The organism is Verrucosispora sp. WMMA2121 (genome assembly GCF_027460185.1).
GTDB lineage: Bacteria > Actinomycetota > Actinomycetes > Mycobacteriales > Micromonosporaceae > Micromonospora > Micromonospora palythoicola.
The window spans coordinates 967,269-991,944 of the sequence record NZ_JAPZBH010000006.1 but is presented as its reverse complement, the minus strand read 5'-3'; the positions used below and the strand labels follow the sequence as shown (position 1 = coordinate 991,944).

Annotated in this window: 28 protein-coding genes; 15 read left to right on the top strand and 13 right to left on the bottom strand. The window is 72.7% G+C overall.

Translation table 11 applies throughout. From position 1 onward, the window contains the following. Positions 1-3 precede the first annotated feature (3 nt). Positions 4-522 carry a hypothetical protein gene (locus tag O7605_RS13510; RefSeq protein ID WP_269739503.1) on the bottom strand — a complete coding sequence of 173 codons (519 nt, stop codon included), beginning with the start codon at positions 520-522 and terminating at the stop codon, positions 4-6. A 586-nt stretch (positions 523-1,108) separates the two neighbouring features. Here O7605_RS13510 and O7605_RS13500 point away from each other — a divergent pair. Further along, positions 1,109-1,768 (top strand): GNAT family N-acetyltransferase, encoded by a 660-nt coding sequence (locus O7605_RS13500; RefSeq protein WP_269742625.1) that lies wholly within the window; start codon positions 1,109-1,111, stop codon positions 1,766-1,768. 305 nt (positions 1,769-2,073) lie between these two features. Here the strand turns inward: O7605_RS13500 and O7605_RS13495 are convergent, their stop codons facing one another. Next, positions 2,074-3,531, bottom strand: a complete 1,458-nt coding sequence (locus O7605_RS13495; protein WP_269739502.1) for a glycoside hydrolase family 3 protein — start codon at positions 3,529-3,531, stop codon at positions 2,074-2,076. 167 nt (positions 3,532-3,698) lie between these two features. On the opposite strand from O7605_RS13495, the gene O7605_RS13490 reads away from it, so the two are divergent. Beyond that, positions 3,699-4,874 carry an ROK family transcriptional regulator gene (locus O7605_RS13490; protein WP_269739501.1) on the top strand — a complete coding sequence of 392 codons (1,176 nt, stop codon included), beginning with the start codon at positions 3,699-3,701 and terminating at the stop codon, positions 4,872-4,874. An 11-nt stretch (positions 4,875-4,885) separates the two neighbouring features. Here O7605_RS13490 and O7605_RS13485 read toward each other — a convergent pair whose 3' ends face one another. Continuing rightward, positions 4,886-5,899: an ABC transporter permease gene (locus O7605_RS13485; protein WP_269739500.1), complete on the bottom strand. Its 1,014-nt coding sequence runs from the start codon at positions 5,897-5,899 to the stop codon at positions 4,886-4,888. Further along, on the bottom strand, positions 5,896-6,909 hold the full coding sequence (locus O7605_RS13480) for an ABC transporter ATP-binding protein (protein WP_269739499.1): 1,014 nt from the start codon (positions 6,907-6,909) through the stop codon (positions 5,896-5,898). The genes O7605_RS13485 and O7605_RS13480 overlap by 4 nt, the downstream gene beginning before the upstream one ends. Positions 6,910-7,011: 102 nt before the next feature. On the opposite strand from O7605_RS13480, the gene O7605_RS13475 reads away from it, so the two are divergent. Together O7605_RS13475 and O7605_RS13470 are read left to right on the top strand one after the other, a co-directional pair. Beyond that, the gene (locus O7605_RS13475) at positions 7,012-7,854 is read left to right on the top strand and encodes an ABC transporter ATP-binding protein (protein WP_269739498.1); all 843 of its coding nucleotides are present in this window, start codon (positions 7,012-7,014) and stop codon (positions 7,852-7,854) included. A gap of 28 nt (positions 7,855-7,882) precedes the next feature. Then, the gene (locus tag O7605_RS13470; RefSeq protein WP_269739497.1) at positions 7,883-8,782 is read left to right on the top strand and encodes a ribokinase; all 900 of its coding nucleotides are present in this window, start codon (positions 7,883-7,885) and stop codon (positions 8,780-8,782) included. A gap of 5 nt (positions 8,783-8,787) precedes the next feature. On the opposite strand, the gene O7605_RS13465 is transcribed toward O7605_RS13470, so the two are convergent. Next, positions 8,788-9,807, bottom strand: a complete 1,020-nt coding sequence (locus tag O7605_RS13465) for a helix-turn-helix domain-containing protein (protein WP_269739496.1) — start codon at positions 9,805-9,807, stop codon at positions 8,788-8,790. A gap of 71 nt (positions 9,808-9,878) precedes the next feature. Here O7605_RS13465 and O7605_RS13460 point away from each other — a divergent pair, with 71 nt between their 5' ends. After that, complete coding sequence (locus tag O7605_RS13460; protein WP_269739495.1) at positions 9,879-10,337, top strand: rhodanese-like domain-containing protein; 459 nt, start codon at positions 9,879-9,881, stop codon at positions 10,335-10,337. 103 nt (positions 10,338-10,440) lie between these two features. Here the strand turns inward: O7605_RS13460 and O7605_RS13455 are convergent, their stop codons facing one another. Genes O7605_RS13455 through O7605_RS13445 form a run of 3 tightly spaced genes read right to left on the bottom strand, consistent with a single transcriptional unit; the run spans position 10,441 to position 12,163 of the window. Beyond that, complete coding sequence (locus O7605_RS13455) at positions 10,441-11,112, bottom strand: hypothetical protein (RefSeq protein WP_269739494.1); 672 nt, start codon at positions 11,110-11,112, stop codon at positions 10,441-10,443. Positions 11,113-11,158: 46 nt separating this feature from the next. Further along, complete coding sequence (locus O7605_RS13450; RefSeq protein ID WP_269739493.1) at positions 11,159-11,638, bottom strand: DUF6232 family protein; 480 nt, start codon at positions 11,636-11,638, stop codon at positions 11,159-11,161. 48 nt (positions 11,639-11,686) lie between these two features. Then, positions 11,687-12,163 carry a DUF6232 family protein gene (locus O7605_RS13445; protein WP_269739492.1) on the bottom strand — a complete coding sequence of 159 codons (477 nt, stop codon included), beginning with the start codon at positions 12,161-12,163 and terminating at the stop codon, positions 11,687-11,689. Between the two features lie 193 nt (positions 12,164-12,356). On the opposite strand from O7605_RS13445, the gene O7605_RS13440 reads away from it, so the two are divergent. Both O7605_RS13440 and O7605_RS13435 read left to right on the top strand, forming a co-directional pair. Then, a complete protein-coding gene (locus O7605_RS13440) occupies positions 12,357-13,130 on the top strand; it encodes an enoyl-CoA hydratase-related protein (RefSeq protein ID WP_269739491.1) in 774 nt (257 codons plus the stop codon). Positions 13,131-13,207: 77 nt separating this feature from the next. Beyond that, positions 13,208-14,830, top strand: a complete 1,623-nt coding sequence (locus tag O7605_RS13435; RefSeq protein ID WP_269739490.1) for an acetolactate synthase — start codon at positions 13,208-13,210, stop codon at positions 14,828-14,830. A gap of 23 nt (positions 14,831-14,853) precedes the next feature. Here O7605_RS13435 and O7605_RS13430 read toward each other — a convergent pair whose 3' ends face one another. From O7605_RS13430 to O7605_RS13420, 3 genes are read right to left on the bottom strand one after another with little or no spacing between them, the layout of a single operon-like run. Continuing rightward, positions 14,854-15,267 carry a PLD nuclease N-terminal domain-containing protein gene (locus O7605_RS13430; RefSeq protein ID WP_269739489.1) on the bottom strand — a complete coding sequence of 138 codons (414 nt, stop codon included), beginning with the start codon at positions 15,265-15,267 and terminating at the stop codon, positions 14,854-14,856. 30 nt (positions 15,268-15,297) lie between these two features. Next, entirely contained in the window at positions 15,298-15,600 is a 303-nt protein-coding gene (locus O7605_RS13425; protein ID WP_164445802.1) for a DUF202 domain-containing protein, read from the bottom strand. Next, positions 15,597-15,986: a YidH family protein gene (locus tag O7605_RS13420; protein WP_164445801.1), complete on the bottom strand. Its 390-nt coding sequence runs from the start codon at positions 15,984-15,986 to the stop codon at positions 15,597-15,599. Before O7605_RS13420 ends, O7605_RS13425 begins: the two co-directional genes overlap by 4 nt. Positions 15,987-16,027: 41 nt before the next feature. On the opposite strand from O7605_RS13420, the gene O7605_RS13415 reads away from it, so the two are divergent. The 4 genes from O7605_RS13415 (at position 16,028) to O7605_RS13400 (ending at position 19,120) form a co-directional block, all read left to right on the top strand. Further along, positions 16,028-16,825 carry a GNAT family N-acetyltransferase gene (locus O7605_RS13415; RefSeq protein ID WP_269739488.1) on the top strand — a complete coding sequence of 266 codons (798 nt, stop codon included), beginning with the start codon at positions 16,028-16,030 and terminating at the stop codon, positions 16,823-16,825. 2 nt (positions 16,826-16,827) lie between these two features. After that, positions 16,828-17,244, top strand: a complete 417-nt coding sequence (locus tag O7605_RS13410) for a hypothetical protein (protein ID WP_269739487.1) — start codon at positions 16,828-16,830, stop codon at positions 17,242-17,244. A gap of 124 nt (positions 17,245-17,368) precedes the next feature. Then, positions 17,369-18,148, top strand: coding sequence for an electron transfer flavoprotein subunit beta/FixA family protein (locus O7605_RS13405; RefSeq protein ID WP_210831123.1), 780 nt, complete (start codon positions 17,369-17,371; stop codon positions 18,146-18,148). Between the two features lie 12 nt (positions 18,149-18,160). Beyond that, entirely contained in the window at positions 18,161-19,120 is a 960-nt protein-coding gene (locus tag O7605_RS13400; RefSeq protein ID WP_269739486.1) for an electron transfer flavoprotein subunit alpha/FixB family protein, read from the top strand. Positions 19,121-19,224: 104 nt separating this feature from the next. On the opposite strand, the gene O7605_RS13395 is transcribed toward O7605_RS13400, so the two are convergent. Continuing rightward, a complete protein-coding gene (locus tag O7605_RS13395; protein ID WP_269739485.1) occupies positions 19,225-19,977 on the bottom strand; it encodes an anti-sigma factor in 753 nt (250 codons plus the stop codon). Further along, entirely contained in the window at positions 19,931-20,533 is a 603-nt protein-coding gene (locus tag O7605_RS13390) for an RNA polymerase sigma factor (RefSeq protein WP_269742624.1), read from the bottom strand. The genes O7605_RS13395 and O7605_RS13390 overlap by 47 nt, the downstream gene beginning before the upstream one ends. Before the next feature lie 230 nt (positions 20,534-20,763). On the opposite strand from O7605_RS13390, the gene O7605_RS13385 reads away from it, so the two are divergent. The 4 genes from O7605_RS13385 to mnmA are packed head-to-tail and all read left to right on the top strand — an operon-like array spanning position 20,764 to position 24,599. After that, the gene (locus O7605_RS13385) at positions 20,764-21,594 is read left to right on the top strand and encodes a DUF4397 domain-containing protein (RefSeq protein WP_269739484.1); all 831 of its coding nucleotides are present in this window, start codon (positions 20,764-20,766) and stop codon (positions 21,592-21,594) included. Continuing rightward, entirely contained in the window at positions 21,591-22,241 is a 651-nt protein-coding gene (locus O7605_RS13380; protein ID WP_269739483.1) for a class F sortase, read from the top strand. Before O7605_RS13385 ends, O7605_RS13380 begins: the two co-directional genes overlap by 4 nt. Positions 22,242-22,301: 60 nt before the next feature. Then, positions 22,302-23,477 carry a cysteine desulfurase family protein gene (locus O7605_RS13375; RefSeq protein WP_269739482.1) on the top strand — a complete coding sequence of 392 codons (1,176 nt, stop codon included), beginning with the start codon at positions 22,302-22,304 and terminating at the stop codon, positions 23,475-23,477. A 48-nt stretch (positions 23,478-23,525) separates the two neighbouring features. After that, positions 23,526-24,599 (top strand): tRNA 2-thiouridine(34) synthase MnmA, encoded by a 1,074-nt coding sequence (gene mnmA / locus O7605_RS13370; RefSeq protein WP_269739481.1) that lies wholly within the window; start codon positions 23,526-23,528, stop codon positions 24,597-24,599. Positions 24,600-24,676 lie beyond the last annotated feature (77 nt).

Below are 24,676 nucleotides of genomic sequence, written 5' to 3'. Positions count from 1 at the left end.
CGATCAGGGCTCGACGGGGAAGCCGTACCGGGCGGCGTGCTCCGGATCGGCCGGATCGATCTGGCGTAGCCCGGCGTCGGCGAGGCGCTTGTTCACCTCGTCGAGCCGCTCCCGCACCAACCGGGCCTCCTCCTCGGTGACCCGTCCCCGGTGCGGCCGGCCGGCGTGCTCGATGGTGCCGTAGTCGACCTTCTCGGCGCTGCGGCGGGCCTTCGGCGGGCGTACCCGCTCGGCGGTCCTCAGCAACTGCGCCATCGGCACGTCGGTGGCCATCGCGTCGAACTCGCTCGCGGTCAGCACCACCCGACGCGGCTCGCCCTGGCCGTGCCGGTCGTGGATCTCGACCACCGCCACGTCCAGCGCCGCGTCGTCGATGCTCTCCACCTCCACCGGGGTGGCGTCCAACTGCACGGGCCCGGCCACCAGGTCAGGATGATCGAGAACGACGACGCGGACGGCCTCGTCGTCGGCACCCAGCATCGTGCCGCTGAAGTCGGAGACGTGGATCGTCTTCTTGCCCATGGATGTGCCAACTCCTGTCGTGACCCGCGAAGGACCAGCAGACGTTACCCGACAGGTGTGCGAAAGCGCGCGGTGGCTCGCCGCTCTACAGGCTTCCCCGGGGCGCCACCCACTCGGTCGGTTGACCGGTGATCGCGGCGATCCGGTCGTAGTCGGCGTCGTAGTGCAGCACAGTCGCTCCGTGCGTCTCGGCGGTCGCCGCGATTTTTCAAGGCATCAAGATCGGCTTATTGCTGGTGTGTCAGTGGGGGTTCAGGTGGTGTCGTACGGGGCCGGCCGGCAGGCTGTTCAGGTCATGCCAGGAGAGGGTGGCAGGGCGGGTGCGGTGTCCCCGGTAGGGGGTCTGGGTGGGAGGCCGGCCGGTCGCCCCGTGGTGTCGCCAGGCGCGCTCGGGGTCCTGCTGATCACGGTCGTGCGGGTGTTTCGGCATGCCTACACCGTTCCAAAGAAAGTTGTCCATGTATGGAAATGGGTATGACGGTCGATCGATCGTTCAGGTTCCCCGGATCGCGCCCACCTACGCCCCGAACTCACCGGGTCCGTCGTACCGTGAGCGGCGTCGACGGTGACGGACCGGGAGGTGTTGATGCTCGACCGGCGGCTCCACCTGCACCTGGCGACCTGGCTGGGACAGTGGCCGGCCGGCCCGGGCCTGCACGTGGTCGGGTCCGGGCGGCGGACCCGACCCGCCTGGGACGGCCGCCCGCGCCCCGCCATCGCGGTCCACGCCCGGGCCAGCGGCGTGCTCTCCGTGGCGCCCGACCGGGTCGCGGCCGTACGTGAGCTGGTGCGGCGCCCGGACGGGCTGCTGAACGCCCTGCCGGCCGCGGTCGGGTACCCACGCTGGGCCGTGCACGACGACGTCTTCCGGTGGAGCGTCGCGCCGGCGGACCTGCCGGACGTCGGTGAGTGGGCCCCTCCGACCACCCCCGGCCTGCCCTCCTGGCTGCGGCTGTTCGACCGGTCGGTGCTCATCGTGCGCGACCACCGGGGCCGCTACCTGGCCGGCGTCGGGATCAAGCGGCATGACCGGCACGGACACGAACTGGCGGTGGGTACCGTCCCGGCGGCGCGTGGCCGCGGCCTGGCCCGCAGACTGGTGGCCCAGGCGGCTCGCCGGGTGCTCGACGACGGTGCCGTGCCGACCTATCTGCACGACCGGCGCAACGGCGCCTCGGCGCGGGTGGCGGAGGCCGCCGGGTTTCCCGACCGCGGCTGGCGGTCCTACGGCGTCTACCCGAGCTGAACACCGCCCGGCAGGGCGCGGACCGTGGATCCCGGGCCGGATCCACGGTCCGCAGCCTCCCCCAGGTCCGGGTGCGGCTCCAGTGCCGATCACGCTACGTATCCGGAACCCGCTGGGCAAGCCTCAGCCACCGTCTTGTTGCTGTCCAATTGTGGACTTGACCTGGGAAGAAGCGTTACCTGTCGCCCGGCGCGGTCAGTGACGCAGGGTGTGAATCAGACTGACGAACTGCTGAGTCGCCGGCCGCAGTACGCGCAGTCGCGACAGCTTCACCAGCCGGTCGACGAGCGGCACCGCGCCGTCGATCAGCCGCAGTGGGCCAGGCCGAGCGCCTCGGCAGCGGCTCGGCCGTTGGCGTGGCTCGCGCCGTACGTGGTGACGAAGGCCCGTACGCGGTCGGGTCGCCAGGTCGCCGGCCAGCCCATCTCCACCACGGCCACCGGATGCGTGGCGGACAGCGCGTCGACCAGCTCCGGGCCGCCGGGCAGCCGGTGCAGGTGGCGGGCGACCAGGACGATCGGCCGGCCGGCGGCGCGTCGGCGCAGGTCGGCCGGATCCGTCTCGGCGGCCACCACCCGGATCTGCTCGGTGCCGTCCAGGTGTGGCCCGAGTCCCCACGGCACCCGACCCTCGGCGATCGTGGAGTTGGCGTGCAACTGCACCACGAGCGACCGGTCCAGCCCGCTCGGCGCGCCCTCCACCCGTACCGCGCGGCGGGCCGCCGCGTACCCGAGGTCGCCGGGGGCGGCGGTGGTGCGGTCGGCGGTCCGGGTCCAGGCGGCGAGGTCCGCGACGCGACCGGCCGCCTGCTCGACGCGGGACCGGTCCAGCCGGCCGTCGCCGAGCGCGGCCACGATCCCGGCGGCCACCCGCTCGACCAGGTCGGCATCGACCTTGGCGCCGATGCAGAGCAGATCGGCACCGGCGGCCAGGGCGCGCACCGCGCCGGGGGCGATGCCGCCGGCGGCCAGGGCGGCACCCTTCATCTCCAGCGCGTCGGTGACGACGACGCCGTCGAAGCCGTACTCGTGGCGCAGCAGGTCCACCAGCACGGTCCGGCTGAACGTGGCGGGCCCGTCCCCGGTCAGCGCGGGTACCCGGATGTGTGCGGTCATCACCGCCTTCGTCCCGGCGGCGACCACCGCGGCGAACGGGGGCAGGTCCCGCCGGCGCAGCAGCTCGGGCGCGACGTCCACGGTGGGTAGTTCGTGGTGCGAGTCCGCCACCGTGGCCCCGTGGCCGGGGAAGTGCTTGGCGCAGGCCGCCACTCCGGCGGCCTGGAGCCCGGCGGTCGCGGCGGCGGCGTGCGCGGCGACCTTCTCCGGGTCGGCGCCGAAGGACCGGGTGCCGATGATCGGGTTGTCGTCGGCGGTGTTGACGTCGACCGTGGGTGCCAGGTCGAGGGTGATGCCCACGCCGGCCAGCTCGGTACCGATGGCCTGGTAGACCCGGCGGGTGAGCGCCACGTCGTCGACCGTGCCGAGGGCGGCGTTGCCCGGGTAGGGACTGCCGGTGGCGTGGGCCAGTCGGGTGACGTCGCCGCCCTCCTCGTCGATGGCGATCAGGACGTCGGACCGGCCGCCGCGCAGCGCCGCCGTGCTGGCCGACACCTGCGTCGGTGCGATGACGTTGCCGCCGAACAGGGTGTGTCCGGCGAGCCCGTCGGCGACCAGGTCGACGGCCCACTCGGGCGGGACCGACCCCGGGTACGCGGCCAGTAGGGTGCCCAGCGCCAGTCGGCGCAGTCCTGGATCCAGCCCCACGTGTTCTCTCCTCTCGATGCCGGCCGGCGCGGATCTCGTACCGGGTCGGCGGAGGGTCGCGCTCCCACGTGGCCGATACGCTACGGCTTACCCGTTCGCCTGTCGGTTCTACGGCTTCAAAGGTTCATACAGTTAGCAAAGTTTACTAATACTTGAGGACACATGGCATGAGCGCGACCCGGCTGCCCGGCACCCCACGTCTGTTGCGGGCCCTCAACGACCGCGCGGCGCTGGAACTGCTGCTGGAGCAGGGGCCACTGACCCGGGCCCGGATCGGTGAGCTGACCGGCCTGTCCAAGGTCACCGCCTCGCAACTGGTGGAGCGGCTGGAGGAGCGCGGACTGGTCACCCGCGTCGGCGAGCAGGCCGGGGGCCGCGGACCGAACGCCCAGCTCTACGCCGTACGGCCCGGCAGCGCACACGTGGTGGGCGTCGACGTGGGCCCGGAGCGGGTGGTGGCCGCCTGCGCCGACATCACCGGTACGGTCATCGGGCGCGTCGAGCAGTCCACCCAGGACACCGACGACCCGGTCGGCGTGGTGCATAACGCGGTCGTGCGGGTGGCCGGCAGCGCCGGAGCGCAGCTGTCGAGCGTACGCCGGATCGTGCTCGGCACCCCCGGCCTGGTCGACCCGGGCACCGGCGACATCACCTTCGCGTACAACCTGCCCCGCTGGCATCGGGGTCTGCTCGCCGCACTCCGCGACGACCTGGACACCCCCGTCGTCTTCGAGAACGACGTCAACCTGGCCGCGGTGGCCGAGGCGCAGTCCGGCGCGGCCCAGGGCCTGGCTGACTTCGTCCTGGTCTGGGTCGGTGCCGGTGTCGGTCTGGCGATCATGTTGGGTGGGCGGCTGCACCACGGCAGCAGCGGTGCCGCCGGTGAGATCGGCTACCTGCCGGTGCCCGGCGCTCCCATCCCGCGCGACGTGTCGCGCCGGGCGAAGCCGGCCTTCCAGCAGTTGGCCGGCGCCGACGCGATCCGCGGCCTGGCCCGGGAACACGGCTACCCGGACGCTGCCGCCGCCGACGCGGTCCGGGCCGCGATCGCCGACGGCACCTCGGGTGGGCCGATGCTCGACGAGGTGGCCCGCCGGCTCGCCCTCGGCGTGGCCAGCACCTGTGTGGTGCTGGACCCGCCGCTCGTGGTGCTCGCCGGAGAGGTGGGGCAGGCCGGCGGGGCGGCCCTGGCCGAACGGGTGCAGCACGAGGTCGCCGCGATCACCCTGGTACGGCCCCGGGTGGTGCCGACCGGGCTGATCGAGGAGCCGATCGTGCACGGTGCCCTGCGCACGGCCCTGGACGCCGTCCGCGACGAGGTCTTCGGCTCCACCATCGCCTGACCGGGCGGGGGTCAGATCAGGTCGCGGCGGCGGAAGATGGCGAAGGCCGAGGCGCTGAGGCCGGCGGTGAGCAGCAGCAGCACCGCCAGCGCCGGCTGCCAGGTCAGGGTGTAGCTGCCGTCGCAGAAGCTGTCGACGACGGTCCGGCAGGCGGTGCTGTCCCAGAATCTGACCTCGCCGGCCAGCCACGCGCCGACGTAGCTGGCGAGCATGAGCTGGTCGGGCCGGGCCACCTCGAGGATCTGCAGCACGATCCGCCCACCCAGCTCCCACACCACCAGGTAGGCGGCCACCGCGCCGAGCGCCGCCGCCGTGTGCCGTCCCATCGTCGCGATGGCGAAGCCGGTCGCCGCCGCGAGCAGCACAAGCGTCAACCCGCGCCCCCAGATGGCGCCCAGATCGGCCCAGAAGGCCGTGTTGGTCGGTCCGGGATAGCCGGCGACCTGCGCGATGACCCAGAAGGTGACGAGATAGGTGAGTGAGGCGAGCACCGACACCGTCAGCACCGCCCCGAGCAGTGTGCCGAGCTTGGCGCCGAGCACGGTCAGCCGGCGCGGTCGCCACAGCAGCAGGTTGACCACTCCGCCGGAGTTCAGGTCGGCGCCGATGTACGAGGCGCCGACCAGGAACCCGAAGAGCACCAGGTACGCCACCAGGAAGTAGAGCAGCGGCTCGGCCTGCCGGGTGAAGGTGAACACCCCGGTCAGGTAGTCGGCGGCCACCGGCAACCGGTCGCGCAGCGCCGGGTCCAGTTCGGAGCAGTCCTCCGGCAGGTAGAAACCCTCGTCGCCAGGGAACGGCTGGCCCCGATCCCGGGCCAGGCACCGCTCGTGCTCCAGCTCCAGGCCGCGCAGGTTGGCGGCGGCCTGCCGCTGCGCCTCGGCCAGCTCGACGGCGGAGGGCTGGTGCGACCCGGCCAGCGTGGTCGCCGCGGTCACCCCGAACGCCAGCATCAGCAGCACGATCATCAGCTGTACGAAGCGGCGGGCGCCGAGCCGCTCCAACTCGGCACGGATCAGGTTCACGCGTCCACTCCCCGCATCCCGAGGTCGATCTCCTGGTCGGCGGCCGGACCGCCCGCCGGTGTCGAACCGTCCACCTGCCGGGGCACACCCGGATGCGCCGGCGCGCCGGTCAGCTCCAGGAAGACGCTCTCCAGATCCGGCCGCAGCGGCGTCAGTTCGCGTACCCAGACCCCCTGCTCGCCCAGCGTCCGGCTCACCTCGGTCGGGTCCGGCACCCCGCTGACCACCAGGTGGTCGGCGTGGCCGGTGACGGTCAGCCCGGCGGCCAGCAGCAACTCCTCGGCCCGGGCCAGGTCGTCGGCGCGGACCAGGTGCTCGTTGTGGTCGAAGCCGGCGAGCACCTCGGTGACCGGGCCGGCCGTCACCCGCCGACCCCCCGAGATGATCGTCACGTGGTCGCAGATCAGCTGGATCTCGGCCAGGATGTGGCTGGACACCAGCACCGTGACGCCGTTGGCCGCCAGCGCCCGGACGAGGTCGCGCATCTCCCGGATGCCCGCCGGGTCGAGCCCGTTCGCCGGCTCGTCGAGTATCAGCAGCTCGGGTCGCTTGAGCAGCGCCGACGCCACCGCCAGCCGCTGTTTCATGCCCAGCGAGTAGCCCTTCACCCGCTCGTCGCCCCGGTCGGCCAGGCCGACCTGCTCCAGCACCTCGTCGACCCGGCCGACCGGTACGCCACCGGCGAGGGCGAGCAGCCGCAGCGTCCGGTACCCGGTGAAGTTGCCGTAGAACTGCGGGCTCTCCACGATCGCACCGACCCGGCCGGCGACCTGGGGCAACTGCTCCGGCGCGGTGGCACCGAGCACCCGCATCCGCCCGTCGTCGGCGCGTACCAGCCCGAGCAGCGCGCGCAGGGTGGTCGTCTTTCCCGATCCGTTGGGCCCGAGGAAGCCGTGCACCTGGCCGGCCTCGACCAGCAGGTCGAAGCCGTCGACCGCGACCCGTCGCCCGCGACGCAGGCTGTGGAAGGTCTTGCGGAGACCTTCGATCTCGATGACCCCACTGGTCATTGGCGGCCCTCCGGGCGGGGTGAGCAACGACACGGCGCCTCACCCTACGGCGACGACGCCGGCCCGTGGGGGCACCACGGGCGTGCGTGGTTGGATGGGCTGGTGACTGGTGACCTGATCCCTGGCGCCGCCGGCGCCGCACCCGCCCCCTCGCCCGTGGACGCGGATCTGGTGGTCAGCCTCGACGGCGTCGCCGTACGCCGGTCCGGCACCGCCCTGCTGCACGACGTCGACTGGCGGGTGGAGCTGGACGAACGCTGGGTGGTGCTGGGGCCGAACGGCGCCGGCAAGACCACCCTGCTCAACATCGTCGCCGGGCGACTGCATCCGACCACCGGCACCGCGCACGTGCTGGGCGAGCGGATCGGTCGCACCGACCTCACGGAGCTGCGTACCCGGATCGGGCTGTCCACCGCCGCGCTGGCCGAGCGGGTGCCGGCCGACGAGCGGGTCGTCGACGTGGTGCTGACCGCCGCCTGGTCGGTGGTCGGCCGGTGGCGGGAGGACTACGACCCGGCCGACGAGGCCCGGGCCCGGGCGCTGCTTGACCAACTGGGCGTCAGCGCGTTGGCCGACCGGGCGTACGGCACCCTGTCGGAGGGGGAGCGCAAGCGGACGCAGATCGCCCGGGCGCTGATGACCGACCCGGAGCTGCTGCTGCTCGACGAACCGGCGGCCGGCCTGGACCTGGGCGGCCGGGAGGATCTGGTCGCCCGCCTCGCCGACCTGGCCCAGGATCCGGACGCTCCGGCACTCGTGCTGGTCACCCACCACGTCGAGGAGATTCCCCCCGGCTTCACCCACGCGCTGCTGCTGCGCGACGGGACCGTGATGGCGCAGGGCATGCTGGCCGACACCCTCACCGCCGACAACCTCACCAAGACCTTCGGGCTGCCGCTGCTCGTCGAGCGCCACGGCGACCGCTACACCGCCCGCGCCGCCTGAGGCGACGTCCCGCGACAGGGAGGTGCCCGTGCGACAGACCCGTGTCGTGGTGGTGGGCAGCGCCAACATGGACCTGGTCGCCACCGCCGAGGCGTTGCCGCGCCCGGGGGAGACCAGGCTCGGCACCGACTTCGTCACCGTGCCCGGCGGCAAGGGGGCCAACCAGGCCATCGCCGCCGCGAGAGCCGGTGCGGCAAGCGTCTTTCTCGGCGCGATCGGCTCGGACGCCTTCGGGGTGACCCTGCGGGCGCGGATCACCGCCGCCGGGGTCGACACCGGCCAGCTGCGCACCACCTACGGCGCGTCCGGGGTGGCCCTGGTCATGGTCAACGCGCAGGGCGAGAACGCGATCCTGGTGACCCCGGGGGCGAACTCGTCGCTCACCGAGCTGACCGAGACCGAACTCGCCGCCGTACGCGACGCCGACGTCCTGGTCGCGCAGCTGGAGATCCCGGTGGAGACGGTGACCGAGGCGGCGGTGGCGGCCCGCGCCGCCGGAACCCGCGTGGTGCTCAACGCGGCGCCGGCCGTGCCACTGCCGCCGGAACTGCTCGCCGCCGTGGACCTGCTGGTCGTCAACGAGAACGAGGCGCAGGCGTACACCGGGCGGGGGCGGGAGGAACCGCGGGCGCTGCTCGACCTGGTGCCCCGGGCGGTGCTGACCCTCGGTGCCCAGGGTGCCTGGTACGGCGACCGGGACGGCACGGCGGTACACGTGCCGGCGGTGCGGGTGGACACGATCGACTCGACGGCCGCCGGTGACGCCTTCACCGGTGCGCTCGCCGTGGCCTGGGGCGAGGGACGCGACCTGGTGGACGCGGTGCGCTGGGCCTCGGCCGCCGGTGCCGCCTGCGTACGCCGGCTCGGCGCCAGCGTCTCACTGCCGCACCGGGTCGAGATCGACCAGCTGTACGCGCCCGCGTCCTGACCGGGTCAGCGCCGCTCGGTCGGGCTGGGCCGCCCGAGCCGGCGGGCCTGCGCGGCGGCGTCGACGCCGGTACGGAACGCGCGACGGTACGCCGTCGGTGAGGTCCGCATCGCCCGGGTGAAGTGGTGACGGTAGGTCACCGGGGCGTCGAAGCCGACGGCCGTCGCGATCTGCCCGACCGGCGCGTCGGTGGTTTCCAGCAGCGCCAGGCTGGCCCGGATGCGTTGCTCGACCAGCCACCGGATGGGGCTGGTGCCGGTGGCTCTCGCGAAGTGCCGCAGGTAGGTGCGGGTGGACATGTGGGCCTGCCCGGCCAGCCGGGCCACCGTGAGCGGCTCCGCCAGATGGGCCAGGGCCCAGTCGATGCTGCCGGCGATCCGGTCGTCGTCCGGGTCCACGGCGACCGGTGCCTCGACGAACTGCGCCTGTCCGCCGTCGCGGTGCGGTGGGATCACCAGCCGTCGGGCCACCGCGTTGGCCACGACCGAGCCGTGGTCACGTCGTACCACGTGCACGCACAGGTCGAGGCCGGCGGCGCTGCCGGCACTGGTGAGGATGTCCCCGTCGTCGAGGTAGAGCACGTCGGGGTCGACCGTGACCCTCGGGTACCGGCGGGCCAGCAGGTCCGCGTACCGCCAGTGGGTGGCGGCCCGTCGACCGTCGAGCAGGCCGGCACCGGCCAGCGCGAAGGCGCCCGAACAGATGGACAGCAGCCGCGCCCCGGCCCGGTGCGCCCGGCGCAGGGCCGCGACGAGTTCCGGCGACGGTGTGCCGTGCACGTCGGGTACGCCGGCGACGATGACGGTCGCGGCGGCGGCCAGCACGTCGAGGCCGTACGGGCTGTGCAGGTTGGCGCCGCCGAGCAGCGGCACGGGACCCGGTCGCTCGGCGCACAGCCGCAGGTCGTACCAGGGCACGTCGAGCTCCGGCCGGGGCAGCCCGAAGACCTCGGTGACGATCCCGGTCTCGAAACCCGACATCCCGGGGTACGCGAGCACAGCCACACTGCGGTCGACCGGCGTCATGGCCGGATGTTAGCGCAGGACGGCGTGACCGCCACTCGCCCGGCGGTCGGCACCGGTCGACGATCGATCACATGACTCGAACCTTCGCCGTACCGGCCGCCGATCCGTCCACCGCCGTCGCCCACTTCCTCGCCCGACTGCGCTTCGAGACGGACGTGGCCGACGTGCACCACGACCTGACCGCGGAACTGCCCGGCCTGGTCGTGGTCGACTCGCGCGGTGACGCGGCCTGGGCGCAGGGCCACCTGCCCGGCGCCGTGCACCTGCCCACCGACCTGATCGCCGCGCGGGCCGCCGACGCGGTGCCACCCGACGCCTTCGTGGTCACCTACTGCTGGGGCCCCGGCTGCGACGGCGCCACCCGGGCGGCGCTGGAGTTCGCCCGGCTCGGCTACCGGGTCAAGGAGATGCGCGGTGGCTACGAGTACTGGGTGCGGGAGGGTCTGCCCGTGGCGACCGCCACCGGATTCACCCACCGGCCGGTCGACGACCTGACCGCCCCGCGAACCGTCGCCACCTGCGACTGCTGACCGCCCGGCCGACCGTCCGGCCCGCCGGGCGGTCCGCGGGCCGATCAGCCGGCCCGCCGGGCGTTGACCTTGCGGACCGTCAGCTGGAGCGCGGGTCGGGAGGTCAGCCGGCGTCGTCGTTGAGCTTCTCGCCCCGCCGGCGCAGCATCGACAGCCCGGGGATACCCGCCACCGCGAGCTTGAGGTCCCGGGTGACGTCGAGCAGGTCGTGCAGGTCCGGGCCGACCCGGTCCAGGGTGGCCAGGATCGGCAGGACGTCGGCGGTCAGGTGCTGCCGTAGCTTCGGCAACTCGTCGACCAGCCGGACCGCCGCGGTCACCTCCTCGTGGCTGAGCTGCTCGACGAAGTGGGTGGCCATCGGGGCGGCCCGGCGCAGCGCCGGCTCGTACGCCTTCAGCAGTTCGGCGGCGGTGGCGGCGGCCTCCGCCGCCGTACCCACGGTCTCGGCGGCCCGCCCGGCCACCGAACCTGCTGACTCCACGACCACGGCCGCCGCCGCGGCGACCTCGGTGGCGTTGTCCACGGCGGCGGTGGCGGCGGCGCTGATCACCGCGACCTCACGGACCGCCACCTCGGCGTCGGTGACCATCTGGTCGGTCCGGTCCAGGGTCCGCTCGACCCGGTCCACCACGCCGTTGATCCGGGCCAGCAGCGCCTCCACCTCGTCGAGCACCGCGAACGCGCGGGCCGGGATGGCGGCGAAGGACGCGGCCTGGTCGAGGGCGGAACGGGTGAGACCGAGGACCGCGGTCGGCCGGGGAAGGGGGAGTGCCATGCGTTCAAGTGTGCGTCGGGCGGGCCACCACCGCCCGACGACGGTCTCACCCGTCGCTCTGCTGCTCGACGGCGCGTTGCACCGCGCGGTAGATCTGGCCGAACCGCAGCGCGTCCGGCGTGCGCAGCACCAGAACCTCCTGCCGCCGGTACTGCACCCACAGTTCCAGCACCCGGTTACCGCGCTCGTACGAGCGGTCCAGCCAACCGAGCGGTATCTCCAGGAACGGGACGAAGGCGAGCGGCACGATGACGCAGGCGGCGAGCACGATCAGCGCCGGCAGCCACTCGCCCCGGTCCTGGGCTGACCAGGCCAGCGACAGCACACAGATCAGGCCCACCAGGGGAGGCAGCGACAGCAGCAGGACCAGCACGCCCCGGCCGAGCACCCGACCACGTACGGCGAGGGTGGTACGCCCCTTCGCGTGCCAGACGTAGGTGACCTCGGCGATCGGGATGACCTGTCCACCGGCCCGGATCGCCTCGGAGGTCACCTGCACCGCGTCGTCCCGGTAATAGAGGGCCATCACTAAGCCTAAACACCACCGGGCAACCTTCAGTAGTCGGCTGAGCGCTCAGCGTCGACGGGGTGGTATCGGTCGGCCGACCTCCATGGCGCGTTGCACGGCCCGGTAGATCTGCCCGAAGCGCAGCGCGTCCGGGGTGCGCAGCAGTTGCACCGGGCGGCCTCGCCAGCGGATCCAGACCTCCCGCTGCCGGCTGCCCCGGGCGTAGGAGCGGTCGAGGTGTTCGAAGAGGAAGTCGGCGACCGGCCCGACCGCCAGCCCGACCAGCACGGACGCCCCGACGATGGCGATCGTGACGGTTGCCGACCGGTCCAGCCGGATGGCCAGCGCGACTCCGGCGGCGGCGGCCACCAGCGGGGCGACGAGCGCGGCGCCGATGGCGCCCCGACCGGCCAGCACCCGCCAGGAGCGGGTGCCGTGCTGGTGCCAGATCTCGCTGATCTCGGCCAGTGGGTAGACCCGGCCCTCGACGGTGACCGCGGCCGAGGTGACCCGGACCGCTCGGTCGTCGTAGTAGGTGACCACGGCGCGCCGTTCACCCGGCCCGTGCGGCCGGCCCGGGTGTGGCGACGGCGTCGCGGCACGGCCAGTGCGGGGCTCAGGGTGACGAGGGTTCATCGTGCGACTCCCGACCGACGGGGCTGGCACCAGACTACTTACCCCAACGAGCCGGGTCGTAAGGTTGGCACGCGACTTCGACGAGGAAGTGAGGCTCAGCGTGGGCGAGTTCGTGCGGCTGGAGACCCGGGACGGCATCGGCACCATCCGGCTGGAGCGGCCGCCGATGAACGCTCTCAACACCCAGGTGCAGGAGGAGTTGCGCGCCGCCGCGATCGCGGCCACCGCCGACCACGACGTCCGCGCGGTCATCGTGTACGGCGGCGAGAAGGTCTTCGCTGCCGGTGCGGACATCAAGGAGATGGCGGACATGTCCTACGTGGACATGGCCGCGCGGGCCGCCGACCTGTCGAGCGCGCTCGGCGCGATCGCCCGGATCCCCAAGCCCGTGGTCGCCGCGATCACCGGTTACGCGCTGGGCGGCGGCTGTGAGCTGGCGCTGGCCTGTGACTGGCGGGTGGTGGCCGAGGACGCCAAGCTCGGCCAGCCCGAGATCAAGCTGGGCATCATCCCCGGCGCCGGGGGCACCCAGCGGCTGGCCCGGCTGGTCGGGCCGGCCCGGGCCAAGGATCTGATCATGTCGGGGCGGATGGTGGACGCGCCGGAGGCACTGCGGATCGGTCTGGCCGACCGGGTCGCCCCGGCGGCCGAGGTGTACGACACCGCGGTCGCGATGGTGCGGCCGTACCTCACCGGTCCGGTGCAGGCGCTACGGGCGGCCAAGCTGGCCGTCGACGGTGGTCTGGAGATGGATCTGCACTCGGGTCTGGCCTGGGAGAGCCAGCTCTTCGCGGCGCTGTTCGCCACCGACGACCGACGCGAGGGGATGGCGGCCTTCGTGGCGAAGCGGAAGCCGGACTTCACCGGACGCTGAGCGTGCCGAGAATGGTTCACATTCTCCCTACCGGCCAGTAGCGTGTGACTCCGGTCAGGCGACGAGAAGGAGTGGGAATGACGGAGCGGATCGAAGGCCACGGCGGGGAGCTCGCCCTCGCGGCGCTGCGCGCGTACGGGGTGCGGGAGATGTTCACCCTCTCCGGCGGACACGTGTTCCCGCTCTACGATGCCGCGCACAAGACCGACTTCCCGATCTACGACGTGCGGCACGAGCAGTCCGCCGTCTTCGCCGCCGAGGCGGTGGCGAAGCTCCAGCGCCGCCCCGGGCTGGCCGTACTCACCGCCGGCCCCGGCGTGACCAACGGCATCTCCGGTCTGACCAGCGCCTTCTTCAACGCCTCGCCGGTGCTCGTGCTGGGCGGCCGGGCGCCGCAGTTCCGCTGGGGCTCCGGCAGCCTCCAGGAGATGGACCACCTTCCGCTGGTCGCCCCGGTCACCAAGCACGCCGAGACGGTGTTCAGCGCCGACGACATCCCACGAGCGGTGGCCGCAGCGCTGACCACCGCCCTCACCCCGCACCGGGGGCCGGTGTTCCTCGACTTCCCGCTGGAGGCGGTCTTCTCGGTCGGCGACGCCGAGCTGCCGGCCGGCCCGCAGCTCAGCCCGCTCGAAGCCGACCCCGACGAGGTGGCCCGCGCCGCCGCGCTGATCGCCGGCGCGGCCCGTCCGGTGATCATCGCCGGCTCGGACGTCTGGACCGGTGACGCGGTCGACGAGTTGCGGGCGGCGGCCGAGGCGCTCACCGTTCCGGTGTTCACCAACGGCATGGGCCGCGGCGCCCTGCCACCGGAGCACCCGCTGGCCTTCGCCAAGGCCCGGCGGGTGGCCCTGTCCAACGCCGACGTGGTCGTGGTGATCGGCACCCCGTTGGACTTCCGGCTCTCCTTCGGCGACTTCGGCGAGGCCCAGGTGGTGCACATCGTCGACGCGCCCAGCCAGCGCGCCGGTCACGTCCAACCCGCCGCCGCACCCGCCGGTGACCTGCGCGGCATCCTCACCGCCCTGGCCGAGCACTCCGGCGACCGGGTCGACCACGACGACTGGGTCGCCCAGCTGCGGACCGCCGAGGACGCGGCGAAGGCCCGCGACGCCGAGGAGATGGCGGCCGAGACCGACCCGATCCGCCCGGCCCGGATCTACGGCGAGCTGCGCAAGGTGCTCGCCCGGGACGCGGTCACCATCGGCGACGGCGGCGACTTCGTCTCGTACGCGGGGCGGTACCTGGAGCCGGCCCAGCCCGGCACCTGGCTCGACCCCGGCCCGTACGGCTGCCTCGGCACCGGCATGGGGTACGCGATGGGTGCCCGGGTCACCCACCCGGACCGGCAGGTCTGCGTGCTGATGGGCGACGGCGCCGCCGGTTTCTCGCTGATGGACGTGGAGTCCCTGGCCCGGCAGAAACTGCCGGTGGTCATCGTGGTCGGCAACAACGGCATCTGGGGCCTGGAGAAGCACCCGATGCGGGCGATGTACGGCTACGACGTGGCCGCCGACCTGCAACCGGAGCTGCGCTACGACCAGGTGGTCGGCGCGCTCGGCGGGGCGGGCGAAACGGTCGCCAAGGCCGCCGAACTCGGTCCGGCCCTGCAACGGGCCTTCGACGCCGGGGTGCCGTACCTGGTCAACGTGCTCACCGATCCGGCCGACGCGTACCCCCGCTCCTCGAACCTGGCCTGAAACCGCGGATCCCGCCCCGGCGGCTACACCTCGGGGCGGGGTTCCTCGCGCGGCGGCTCGCCCTCACGCTTGCGCAGGTCGTCCTCGCGTTTGCGCAGGTCCTCCTCCCAACGGCGGAAGAGTTCCTGATCCTCCCGGCGGGGGCGCTCCTCGATCGAGCGGAGGAACTCCGGGTCGTCGTCGGGTGCGACGGGTCGGTGGCGTTCGGCCGGGCGTGCCCCCGGAGCCCAGGACGTCGACCCGCCGACAGGTTTGCGCTCCCGGCCGGCGACGAACCAGGCGATCGAGCCGACCAGCGGGAAGAACAGGATGATCAGCAGCCAGGCGATCCGGGGGAGGTGGCGGATGCCGTCCTCCTCGGCGGAGAGGCAGCTGATCAGGGCGCAGACGGCGAGGACGATCTGCACCAGGAAGAGGAGAATGTACAGCCGGGCCATGTAACCATCATTACCTACCGCGCACAGCGGTCACAGCCCGCGCAGCACCAACAGCGCTCCGAGGAGTGCGAATCCGGCGGCGGCCAGCCCTACCAGGGCGAAAAGCCGACCGCCGGTCGGGGGTATGCCGCTTCCGGTGGCCCGTCGCCAACAGAGCGTGACGACCACACCCCAGCCGAGGATGGTCAGCGCCGCCAACCCGGCTCCGACCGGTCCGCCGGTGAGCGCGAGGCGGACGGTCAGCAGCGCCACGACGGTCAGCGTGAGCAGGGTGCGCCGCCAGGCAAGCCGGGTGCGTTCGGGTTGCAGGCCCGGGTCGCGAACGGTGCTCATCCGCGTATCGCGCCGGCCAGCACCGCCACCACCAGGGACAGCGCGCCGAGGCCGACGGTCAGCGCGAGGACGGCCGGGAAGCGGGACGCGGGCAGCTCCTCGCCGAGCCGGATGGCCCGCTCGGTGCGGGCCCAGTGGTCGACGGCCCGGATCGCCACCACGCCGCCGAGCAGCAGCAACGCCACGGCGATCGCCTCGCGCAGGTGGACCAGGGACAGGGTCGGCAGGAACTGCGCGGCGGCCAGCCCGCCGGCGATCAGCGCCAGCCCGGTACGCAGCCAGGCCAGGAAGGTGCGCTCGTTGGCCAGCGAGAAGCGGTAGTCGGGGGTGGTTCCCACCGAACGCAACTCCTGCGGATCGAACCAGTTCCTGATCATCTGCCACACGAGAGTGATTATCCGATTCCCGGCGGGAATAGGTTGGGAGCATGACGGATCTTGACGCGAGCACGCTGCGGGCGGCGTACGACACCCAGTTGCGGCCGGGCCTGCCCGACCCGGTGCCCGACGGCGTGGTGGTGGAGTCGGACGGTCCGGTGTTCCGGGTGCGCGGCCTGGACCAGCGGGGCCTGGTGACCTATCGCGACCTCGGTGGGTTGACCGGCGCCGGTCTCGACGAGCTGATCGTCCGGCAGGTGGCCGTGTTCCGCGAGCGGGGTGAGCCGGTCGAGTGGAAGCTGCACGGCCACGACGAGCCGGCCGACCTGCCGCAGCGGCTGCGCGCCGCCGGATTCGTGCCGGAAGATCAGGAGACCGTGGTGATCGGTCCGGTCGCCCCGCTGGCCTCCGCGCTGCCGGTGGTGCCCGAGGGCGTACGCCTGCGTGAGGTGACCGGGCGCGCGGAGCTGGACCGGATCGCGGAGCTGAAGTCGCAGGTGTGGGGGCGTGACCTGTCCGACCTGGCCGACGGGCTGGAACGGGAGATCGCCGCCGATCCGCAGTCCATCACGGTCGTGGTGGCCGAGGCGGACGAGACGATGGTGAGCGCCGGGTGGGTGCGGTACCCGGTCGACAGCACGTTCGCGACGCTCTGGGGCGGCTCGACGCTGCCGCGGTGGCGGCGTCAGGGCATCTACCGCGCGCTGGTCACCTACCGGGCCCGACTGGCCGGTGCGCGGGGCCGCACGTTGGTGCAGGTCGACGCGTCGGACGAGAGTCGTCCGGTGCTGGAGCGACTCGGGCTCGTCGCGGTCACCACCACCACGCCGTACGTCTACACTCCGTGATCATGAGCCAGCGGCTGACGGACGACGAGAAGATGACGCTGAAGACGGGCGCCTTCGGCGCGGTGCTCATGGTCTCGAACGCCGACCCGGGGGTGCTCGCGCTGTTCCGGGAGAGCTTCGCCGCCTCCGGGGCGATGGCCGGCGCCAGCGGAGTGGTGAAGGAGGCGTTGACCAGCGGGCCGCTACCGAAACTGCCGCGTGACTCGGCGCTCGAGGTGGAGTCGGTGGTGCTGCCGGCGCTGCGCCGGGGGATCGAGATCCTGACCGAGAAGGTGCCGCAGGACGTGCCGGTCTACCGCGCGGTGGTGCTGGCGGCGGCCGATCGTACGGCCCGTGCCCATGATGGGATCAGCCCAGCTGAGGCCGAGGTCATCGAACGGATCAGGGGCGTGCTGGGCGCCGATGCTACTGACAGGTAACATGGCGCCGTGGGCAACCGCACAACAGCCCATGGTTGACCGGACGGCACCGCACGCGCGAGGCTGCGCCCAGATCTGGGGCGAAAAGATCACATAACCACAGCAGGAGGGTCGTCGAAGCGCGATGAACATCGTCGTACTCGTCAAGCAGGTGCCCGATTCGGGCGCGGACCGCAACCTGCGTACTGACGACAACACTGTCGACCGCGGTTCGGCGAACAACGTCATAAACGAGATGGACGAGTACGCCATCGAGGAGGCGTTGAAGATCAAGGAGGCGCACGGCGGCGAGGTGACCATCCTGACCATGGGTCCGGACCGGGCGACCGAGTCGATCCGCAAGGCGCTGTCGATGGGCCCGGACAAGGCGGTGCACGTGGTGGACGACGCCCTGCACGGCTCCTGCGCCGTCGCCACCTCGAAGGTGCTCGCCGCCGCACTGGGGCAGCTCAACGCCGACCTGGTGCTCTGCGGCTCGGAGTCGACCGACGGGCGGGTGCAGGTGATGCCGCACATGCTCGCCGAGCGGCTGGGGATCGCGGCGCTGACCGGTGCGCGCAAGCTCACCGTCGACGGGGCCACGCTCACCGTGGAGCGGCAGACCGAGGAGGGCTACGAGGTGGTCACCGCCTCGACCCCGGCCATCGTCTCCGTGTGGGACACCATCAACGAGCCCCGGTACCCGTCGTTCAAGGGCATCATGGCCGCCAAGAAGAAGCCGGTGCAGACGCTCGCCCTGGCCGACCTGGGCGTGGCCGCGAACGAGGTCGGCTTCGACGGGGCGACAAGCGCCGTGGTGGAGCACAGCAAGCGCCCGCCGCGTTCGGGTGGCGTCAAGGTCACCGATGAGGGCTCCGGCGGCACGCAGCTCGTCGAGTTCCTCGCCACCGAGAAGTTCGTGTGAGGGGTGTGGGACATGTCTGAGGTTCTCGTCGTCGTCGAAGCCACCGCGGAGTTCGGCGTCAAGAAGGTCACCCTGGAGATGCTCACCCTCGCCCGGGAGCTGGGCACCCCGTCGGCGGTGGTGCTCGGCGGCACCGGTGCGGCCGAGGCCCTCGCCGGCAAACTGGGCGAGTACGGCGCGGAGAAGATCTACGCGGCCGAGGGTGACGAGATCGACGGCTACCTGGTGGCGCCGAAGGCCACCGTGGTCGCCGAGCTGGTCAAGCGGGTGCAGCCGGCCGCCGTGCTGCTCGCCTCCTCCCAGGAGGGCAAGGAGATCGCCGCCCGGCTGGCGGTCAAGCTGGACAACGGCATCCTGACCGACGTGGTGGGCCTGGCCGCCGACGGCACCGCCACCCAGGTGGCCTTCGCCGGGTCGACGATCGTGAAGTCCAAGGTCACCCGAGGGCTGCCGCTGGTCACCGTCCGGCCGAACTCGGTGAACCCGACGCCGGCCGCGGCCAGCGCCGCGGTCGAGCAGCTCACCGTCGCGGTCACCGACAGCGACAAGCTGGCCAAGGTCGTCGACCGGGTGGCCGAGCAGAAGGGTTCCCGCCCCGAGCTGACCGAGGCCGGCGTGGTCGTCTCCGGCGGTCGCGGTGTCGGCAACGCGGACAACTTCAAGCTGGTCGAGGAGCTGGCCGACCTGCTCGGCGGTGCCGTCGGCGCCTCCCGGGCCGCGGTCGACTCCGGCTTCTACCCGCACCAGTTCCAGGTGGGCCAGACCGGCAAGACGGTCTCCCCGCAGCTCTACGTCGCGCTGGGCATCTCCGGTGCGATCCAGCACCGGGCCGGCATGCAGACCTCGAAGACGATCGTCGCGGTCAACAAGGACGGCGAGGCGCCGATCTTCGAACTGGCCGACTTCGGCGTGGTCGGTGACCTGTTCAAGATCGTGCCGCAGGCGGCCGAGGAGATCCGCAAGCGCAAGTGAGTCGTACCCGACACAGCCGCCGCCCGCGACTGCGGGCGGCGGCTGTGTCGTCGGTGGCAGGAGGGAGCTGATCGGCGGGCCGGGGAGCTGAACCGGCCCGCCGATCAGCCCGTCAGGGAGCCCCGCAGGAGGCTGTCGCCGGAGTGGGCGGTGTTGTTGTCGAACTGCTCGGCCGAGACGTCGACGACCGAGTACTGCCCCAGGTCCACGTTCGGCGGCAACGGCAGCAGCACGTCGGAGCCGTCGCCGAGCACACCGACCGAGAACATCTCCATGTTCCGCGGGTTGATGAGCCAGACCTCGTAGTACCCCGGTACGGCCGGGAGATTCGCCACGTGCAGATGCAACTCGCCGCTGCCCAGCACCCGCGCGTCACCCCGGGCCGTCGGCGGAGTCGAACCGTACGCCGCCAGGGGAGCGCTGGCCAGCACCGTCGGCTCGGCGGGCGTACCGTCGCGCAGCACGGCGGCGGTGCCGATCACCGCGACGGTGGCGGCGGCGACCGCCGTGACCGCCGTGGTGGCGAGCCGGGACCAGCGTCCGCGTCGTGATCGGCGAGGTGCCGGCGCAGTGTCGGTGGTGACCGGGTCGGTCCCGCCCGGCCGCTGCCGGTCGGCGAGGCGGGGCAGTTCCTCCGCCGCCGTGATCTCGGCCATGATGCCCTGCCAGACGTGCTCCGGCGGGTCGGGCAGATCACGCAGTTCCTGACCGGCGGCACTGAGACCGGCGACGTGGCGCAGGCTGTCCAACTCGGCCCGGCAGTGCGGGCAGGCGTCGAGATGGGTGCGGTCGGAGACGTCCACCTCACTCTCACCGAGCGCCAGAAATACCAGCCGGTCGTGCTCCAGGTGCTGCACCGTCCACCTCCCATCTGCGCTTCAGACTCGCCATGCCCCGCCGGATGTGACTCTTGACCGTGCCGAGCGGCACTCCGGTCATCGTCGCGATCTGCTGGTGGGTCAGGTCGTCGAAGAAGGCCAATTCCAGCATGCGTCGCTGTTCGTCCGGCAGCCGCGCCAGTTCGTCGGCGACCACCAGCCGGTCGACCACGGTGTCCGGGTCACTGCCGGCGGGCGCCGGCTCGGGCAGTTGGCGCACGGTGTCGACCACCCGGTTCTCCCGGGCGGCGGACCTGAGCCGGTCGATCACCTTGCGCCGGCCGATGCCGAGCAACCAGCCGACGAGTGAGCCCTTCGCCGGGTCGAAGGTCTCCCGGCCGAGCCAGGCGGCGACGAACGTGGCCTGGGTCGCGTCCTCCGCGTCGCTGCGGTTGACAAGCGTGCTGGTGGCCAGGTGGAGAACCGCCCGACCGTAACGGTCGTACGCCTCACGCAGCGCCAGCTCGTCGCCGGCCCGGAAACGGCGGGCCAGCTCGTCCTCGGGTGTGCCCGGTTGCTGCCGGATCCCGGTCACGGGACGGTTCGCCTGGTTGGGGGCATGCCCGACTGTAGCTCGCACCGGCGCCGTCCCCTCTGTCAGCCCAGCGTCCTGTCGACCTCACTACGTCGGGACGGTGCCCGCCGGATGCGGTTGCCGCCGCAAAAAGAAAGTCGCCGCCGCCCGCATCCGGGCGGCGAGCTGTCGGCGTAACTCGGGGTGCACAGCAAGCATGACGAAGTGGCACGAAACATCAGGAGGCAGACATGCAGTTCGCGTACCTTCGTCGCGTCGCCGCCGGTGGCGCGGTCGCCGCGCTGACCTTCGTCGGCGCCGGCATCGCGACGGCGACCCCGGCGTACGCCGCCGACTCGAAGGTCTCCGTCGTGCACGGCATCCCGGACACCCCGGTCGACGTCTACGTCAACGGGGAGAAGACCCTGGAGAACTTCGAGCCCGGTGACGTGGCCGGTCCGCTGGACCTGCCCGAGGGGCAGTACGACCTCGCGCTGACCAGGCCGGGCGAGCCGATCGGCGACGCCATCCTCACCGCCGACGACGCCGAGGTGCCCGGTGGGGCGAACATCAGCATCGCCGCCCACCTCAACGCCGGCGGCGAGCCGACCATCACCCCCTTCGTCAACGACACCGCGAAGGTCGACGCCGGCAAGGCCCGGCTGATCGTCCGGCACACCGCCGCCGCGCCGGCCGTGGACGTGCGGGCCGGCGGCAGCCCGGTCTTCGAGGGCCTGACCAACCCGAACGAGGCGAAGGGTGACGTGGACGCCGGCAGCGTCTCGGCGGACGTGGTGCTCGCCGGCACCGACACCGTGGTGATCGGTCCGGCCGACCTCAACCTGCGCGAGGGCACGGCGACGATCGTCTACGCCATCGGCTCCGCCGAGGCGGAGAACCTCTCCGTCGTCGCGCAGACCATCGACGGCCTGCACTCGGCGCCGTCCGGCGTGCCGAGCGGCACCGGCGGGCAGGCCGACACCGGTCTCGGCACCTGGTGGTACGCCCTGGCGGGCACCGGGCTCCTGCTGCTGGTCGCGGGTGGGGCGCGGGCGGCTGTCGTCCGGTCGGGTCGCCGGTGACCGTCGGCAACCGTGCGGCGCTGGCGGCGGTGGCCGCCGGCGCCGCCGCGCTCGCCGTCGCGGCGGTGGTGGCGGTCGTGTCCCGGCCGGCGGGAAGCGTCGGCACCGAGCAGGCCGCCGCCCTGGCCAGCCCCACTGCGGTGCGCACCGGACCGGCCGTGGCGGTGGCCCCCGGCGCGCTGCCGGACGACGCCGAACCGGTGCGCCCGGTCCGGTTGCGCATCCCCGCGATCGGGGTCACCGCGCGGGTCGACCCGGTCGGCGTCGACGAGCGCACCCAGGAGTTCGACGTGCCGCCCAGCGTCGACGAGATCGGCTGGTACCGCTACGGCCCCGGGCTGGAGGCCGAGTCCGGCTCGGTGGTGATCGCCGGACACGTCGACAGCGCCGATCAGGGCAAGGGTGCCTTCTACCGGCTGCGGGAACTGGCACCGGGGGACACCGTCACGGCCACCGGTGAAGACGGGACCGAGCGGACCTACCGGGTGGTGGCCCGGGAGGAGTACGACAAGACGAAGATTCCACTGGAGCGGTACTTCGCCCGCGACGGGCGTCCCCGGCTGACGCTGATCACCTGTGGTGGGCCGTTCGACGCCGAGGCTCGCCGCTACCGGGACAACATCGTGGTGACCGCGTCACCGGTCTGACGTCCCGTCAGGCAATCCGGTCTGCGGTCGGCACCGGAGTGGTCGTTAGGCTGAATCGTGATGGCTTACCTGGATCATGCCGCGACCACTCCGATGCTCGACGAGGCATTGGAGGCGTACGTCGCGACCGCCCGCGAGGTCGGCAACGCGTCTTCCCTGCACGCGTCCGGCCGGCGCGCCCGTCGGCGGGTGGAGGAGTCGCGGGAGCGGGTGGCCGCCGTACTCGGGGCCCGGCCGTCCGAGGTGATCTTCACCGGTGGTGGTACCGAGAGTGACAACCTCGCGGTGAAGGGCATCTTCTGGGCGCGTCGGGCCGCCGAGGCCGGGCGGCGCCGGGTGATCTCCAGTGCCGTCGAACACCACGCCGTCCTCGACGCGGTGCAGTGGCTGGACCGGCACGAAGGCGCCGAGGTGGGCTGGCTGTCCGTCGACGGGTCCGGCCGGTTGCACCCGGACGTACTCCGCACCGAGCTGGCCGAACACGGCGACCGGGCGGCGCTGGTCACCGCCATGTGGGCCAACAACGAGGTCGGCACCGTCCAGCGGATCGCCGAGCTGGCCGCCGTGGCCGCCGAGTACGGGGTGCCGTTCCACACCGACGCCATCCAGGCGGTCGGGCAGGTACCCGTCGACTTCGCCGCCAGCGGCGTCGCCGCGCTCACCGTGACCGGTCACAAGCTCGGCGGCCCGGTCGGCGTCGGCGCGTTGCTGCTCGGCCGGGACGTGGCGGCGGTACCGCTGCTGCACGGTGGTGGACAGGAACGGGACGTGCGTTCCGGCACCCTCGACGCGGCCGGCATCGTCGCCTTCGCGGTCGCCGTCGAAGCGGCCGTCAAGGGCCAGCAGGAGTACGCGGCCGGGTTGGCCGCGCTCCGTGACGACCTGGTGCGGCGGGTCCGTCAGGCGGTCCCCGAGGTGGTCTTCAACGGCGACCCGACCGACCGGCTGCCCGGCAACGCGCACTTCTCCTTTCCCGGCTGCGAGGGGGACGCGCTGCTGCTCCTGCTGGACGCCCAGGGCATCGCCTGTTCGACCGGCTCGGCGTGCTCGGCGGGAGTGGCGCAGCCCTCCCACGTGCTGCTGGCGATGGGCGCGGACGACGACCGGGCCCGCTCGTCGCTGCGCTTCTCCCTCGGCCACACCAGCACCACGGCCGATGTCGACGCGCTCATCGCCGCCCTACCGGGGGCCGTGGAACGGGCCCGGCGGGCGGCGGCTCCGCGTACGCCCCGTTGAGCCGGTGCCGGGCGGGGATAGGCTCGGTGGGAAGGGAGAGTGGTCCGGGTGAGGGTGTTGGCGGCGATGTCCGGCGGTGTGGATTCCGCCGTGGCGGCGGCGCGGGCGGTGCAGGCCGGGCATGACGTGACCGGCGTGCACCTGGCGTTGGCGCGCAACCCGCAGACCTACCGCACGGGGGCCCGGGGCTGCTGCACGCTGGAGGACTCGCGGGACGCCCGGCGGGCCGCCGACGTGCTCGGGATTCCGTTCTACGTGTGGGACATGGCCGACCGCTTCCACGCCGACGTGGTCGACGACTTCGTCGCCGAGTACGCGGCGGGGCGTACCCCGAACCCGTGCCTGCGCTGCAACGAGAAGATCAAGTTCGCCGCGGTGCTGGACCGGGCGGTGGCCCTGGGGTTTGACGCGGTGGTCACCGGTCACCACGCCCGGCTCGGCCCCGACGGCCTGCTGCGCCGCAGTGTCGACGCGGCCAAGGACCAGTCGTACGTGCTGGCCGTGCTCACCCGTGAGCAGCTGGACCGCTCGATGTTTCCGCTGGGCGACTCGACGAAGGCGCAGGTCCGGCAGGAGGCCGCCGAGCGCGGGCTCGCCGTCGCCGACAAGCCGGACTCGCACGACATCTGCTTCATCGCCGACGGAGACACCCGGGGTTTCCTGGCCCAGCGCCTCGGTGAGACGCCCGGCGACGTGGTCGACGCCACCACCGGTGCGGTGGTGGGGCGGCACGCCGGCGCGTACGCGTACACCGTCGGCCAGCGGCGCGGGCTGCACCTGGACCGGCCCGCCCCGGACGGCCGGCCCCGCTACGTGCTCTCCATCACGCCGACGACGAACACCGTCACCGTCGGCCCGGCGGAGGTGCTTGAGGTCTCCGAGGTCAACGCCACCCGCCCGGTCTGGACCGGTGGCCCGCGACCCGAGGGCCCGATCGAGTGCGAGGTGCAGCTACGCGCCCACGGCGTCGTGGTGCCCGCCGCCGTCACGGTGGCCGGCGACACCCTGCACGCCGACCTGCGCCACCCGGTGCGCGGCGTCGCCGCCGGCCAGGCCATCGTCGCCTACCGCCCCGACCCGGCCGGCGACATCGTCCTCGGCTCCGCCACCATCACCGACTGACCGCCATCTCTGGGCGTTGATCAAGAAGTTTGCATCAGCCGCACGCCGGAATCGTGACCAGAACTTCTTGATCAACA

Bases quoted from the DNA above. Each gene is read 5' to 3' on its own strand.
- O7605_RS13385 (WP_269739484.1), top strand. From the start codon at position 20,764: ATGCAGTTCGCGTACCTTCGTCGCGTCGCCGCCGGTGGCGCGGTCGCC.
- O7605_RS13435 (WP_269739490.1), top strand. From the start codon at position 13,208: ATGACGGAGCGGATCGAAGGCCACGGCGGGGAGCTCGCCCTCGCGGCG.
- O7605_RS13510 (WP_269739503.1), bottom strand. From the start codon at position 522: ATGGGCAAGAAGACGATCCACGTCTCCGACTTCAGCGGCACGATGCTG.
- O7605_RS13425 (WP_164445802.1), bottom strand. From the start codon at position 15,600: ATGAGCACCGTTCGCGACCCGGGCCTGCAACCCGAACGCACCCGGCTT.
- O7605_RS13430 (WP_269739489.1), bottom strand. From the start codon at position 15,267: ATGGCCCGGCTGTACATTCTCCTCTTCCTGGTGCAGATCGTCCTCGCC.
- O7605_RS13490 (WP_269739501.1), top strand. From the start codon at position 3,699: ATGAGCGCGACCCGGCTGCCCGGCACCCCACGTCTGTTGCGGGCCCTC.
- O7605_RS13460 (WP_269739495.1), top strand. From the start codon at position 9,879: ATGACTCGAACCTTCGCCGTACCGGCCGCCGATCCGTCCACCGCCGTC.
- O7605_RS13405 (WP_210831123.1), top strand. From the start codon at position 17,369: ATGAACATCGTCGTACTCGTCAAGCAGGTGCCCGATTCGGGCGCGGAC.
- O7605_RS13450 (WP_269739493.1), bottom strand. From the start codon at position 11,638: ATGGCCCTCTATTACCGGGACGACGCGGTGCAGGTGACCTCCGAGGCG.
- O7605_RS13455 (WP_269739494.1), bottom strand. From the start codon at position 11,112: ATGGCACTCCCCCTTCCCCGGCCGACCGCGGTCCTCGGTCTCACCCGT.
- O7605_RS13410 (WP_269739487.1), top strand. From the start codon at position 16,828: ATGAGCCAGCGGCTGACGGACGACGAGAAGATGACGCTGAAGACGGGC.
- O7605_RS13375 (WP_269739482.1), top strand. From the start codon at position 22,302: ATGGCTTACCTGGATCATGCCGCGACCACTCCGATGCTCGACGAGGCA.
- O7605_RS13415 (WP_269739488.1), top strand. From the start codon at position 16,028: ATGACGGATCTTGACGCGAGCACGCTGCGGGCGGCGTACGACACCCAG.
- O7605_RS13480 (WP_269739499.1), bottom strand. From the start codon at position 6,909: ATGACCAGTGGGGTCATCGAGATCGAAGGTCTCCGCAAGACCTTCCAC.
- O7605_RS13400 (WP_269739486.1), top strand. From the start codon at position 18,161: ATGTCTGAGGTTCTCGTCGTCGTCGAAGCCACCGCGGAGTTCGGCGTC.
- O7605_RS13500 (WP_269742625.1), top strand. From the start codon at position 1,109: ATGCTCGACCGGCGGCTCCACCTGCACCTGGCGACCTGGCTGGGACAG.
- O7605_RS13465 (WP_269739496.1), bottom strand. From the start codon at position 9,807: ATGACGCCGGTCGACCGCAGTGTGGCTGTGCTCGCGTACCCCGGGATG.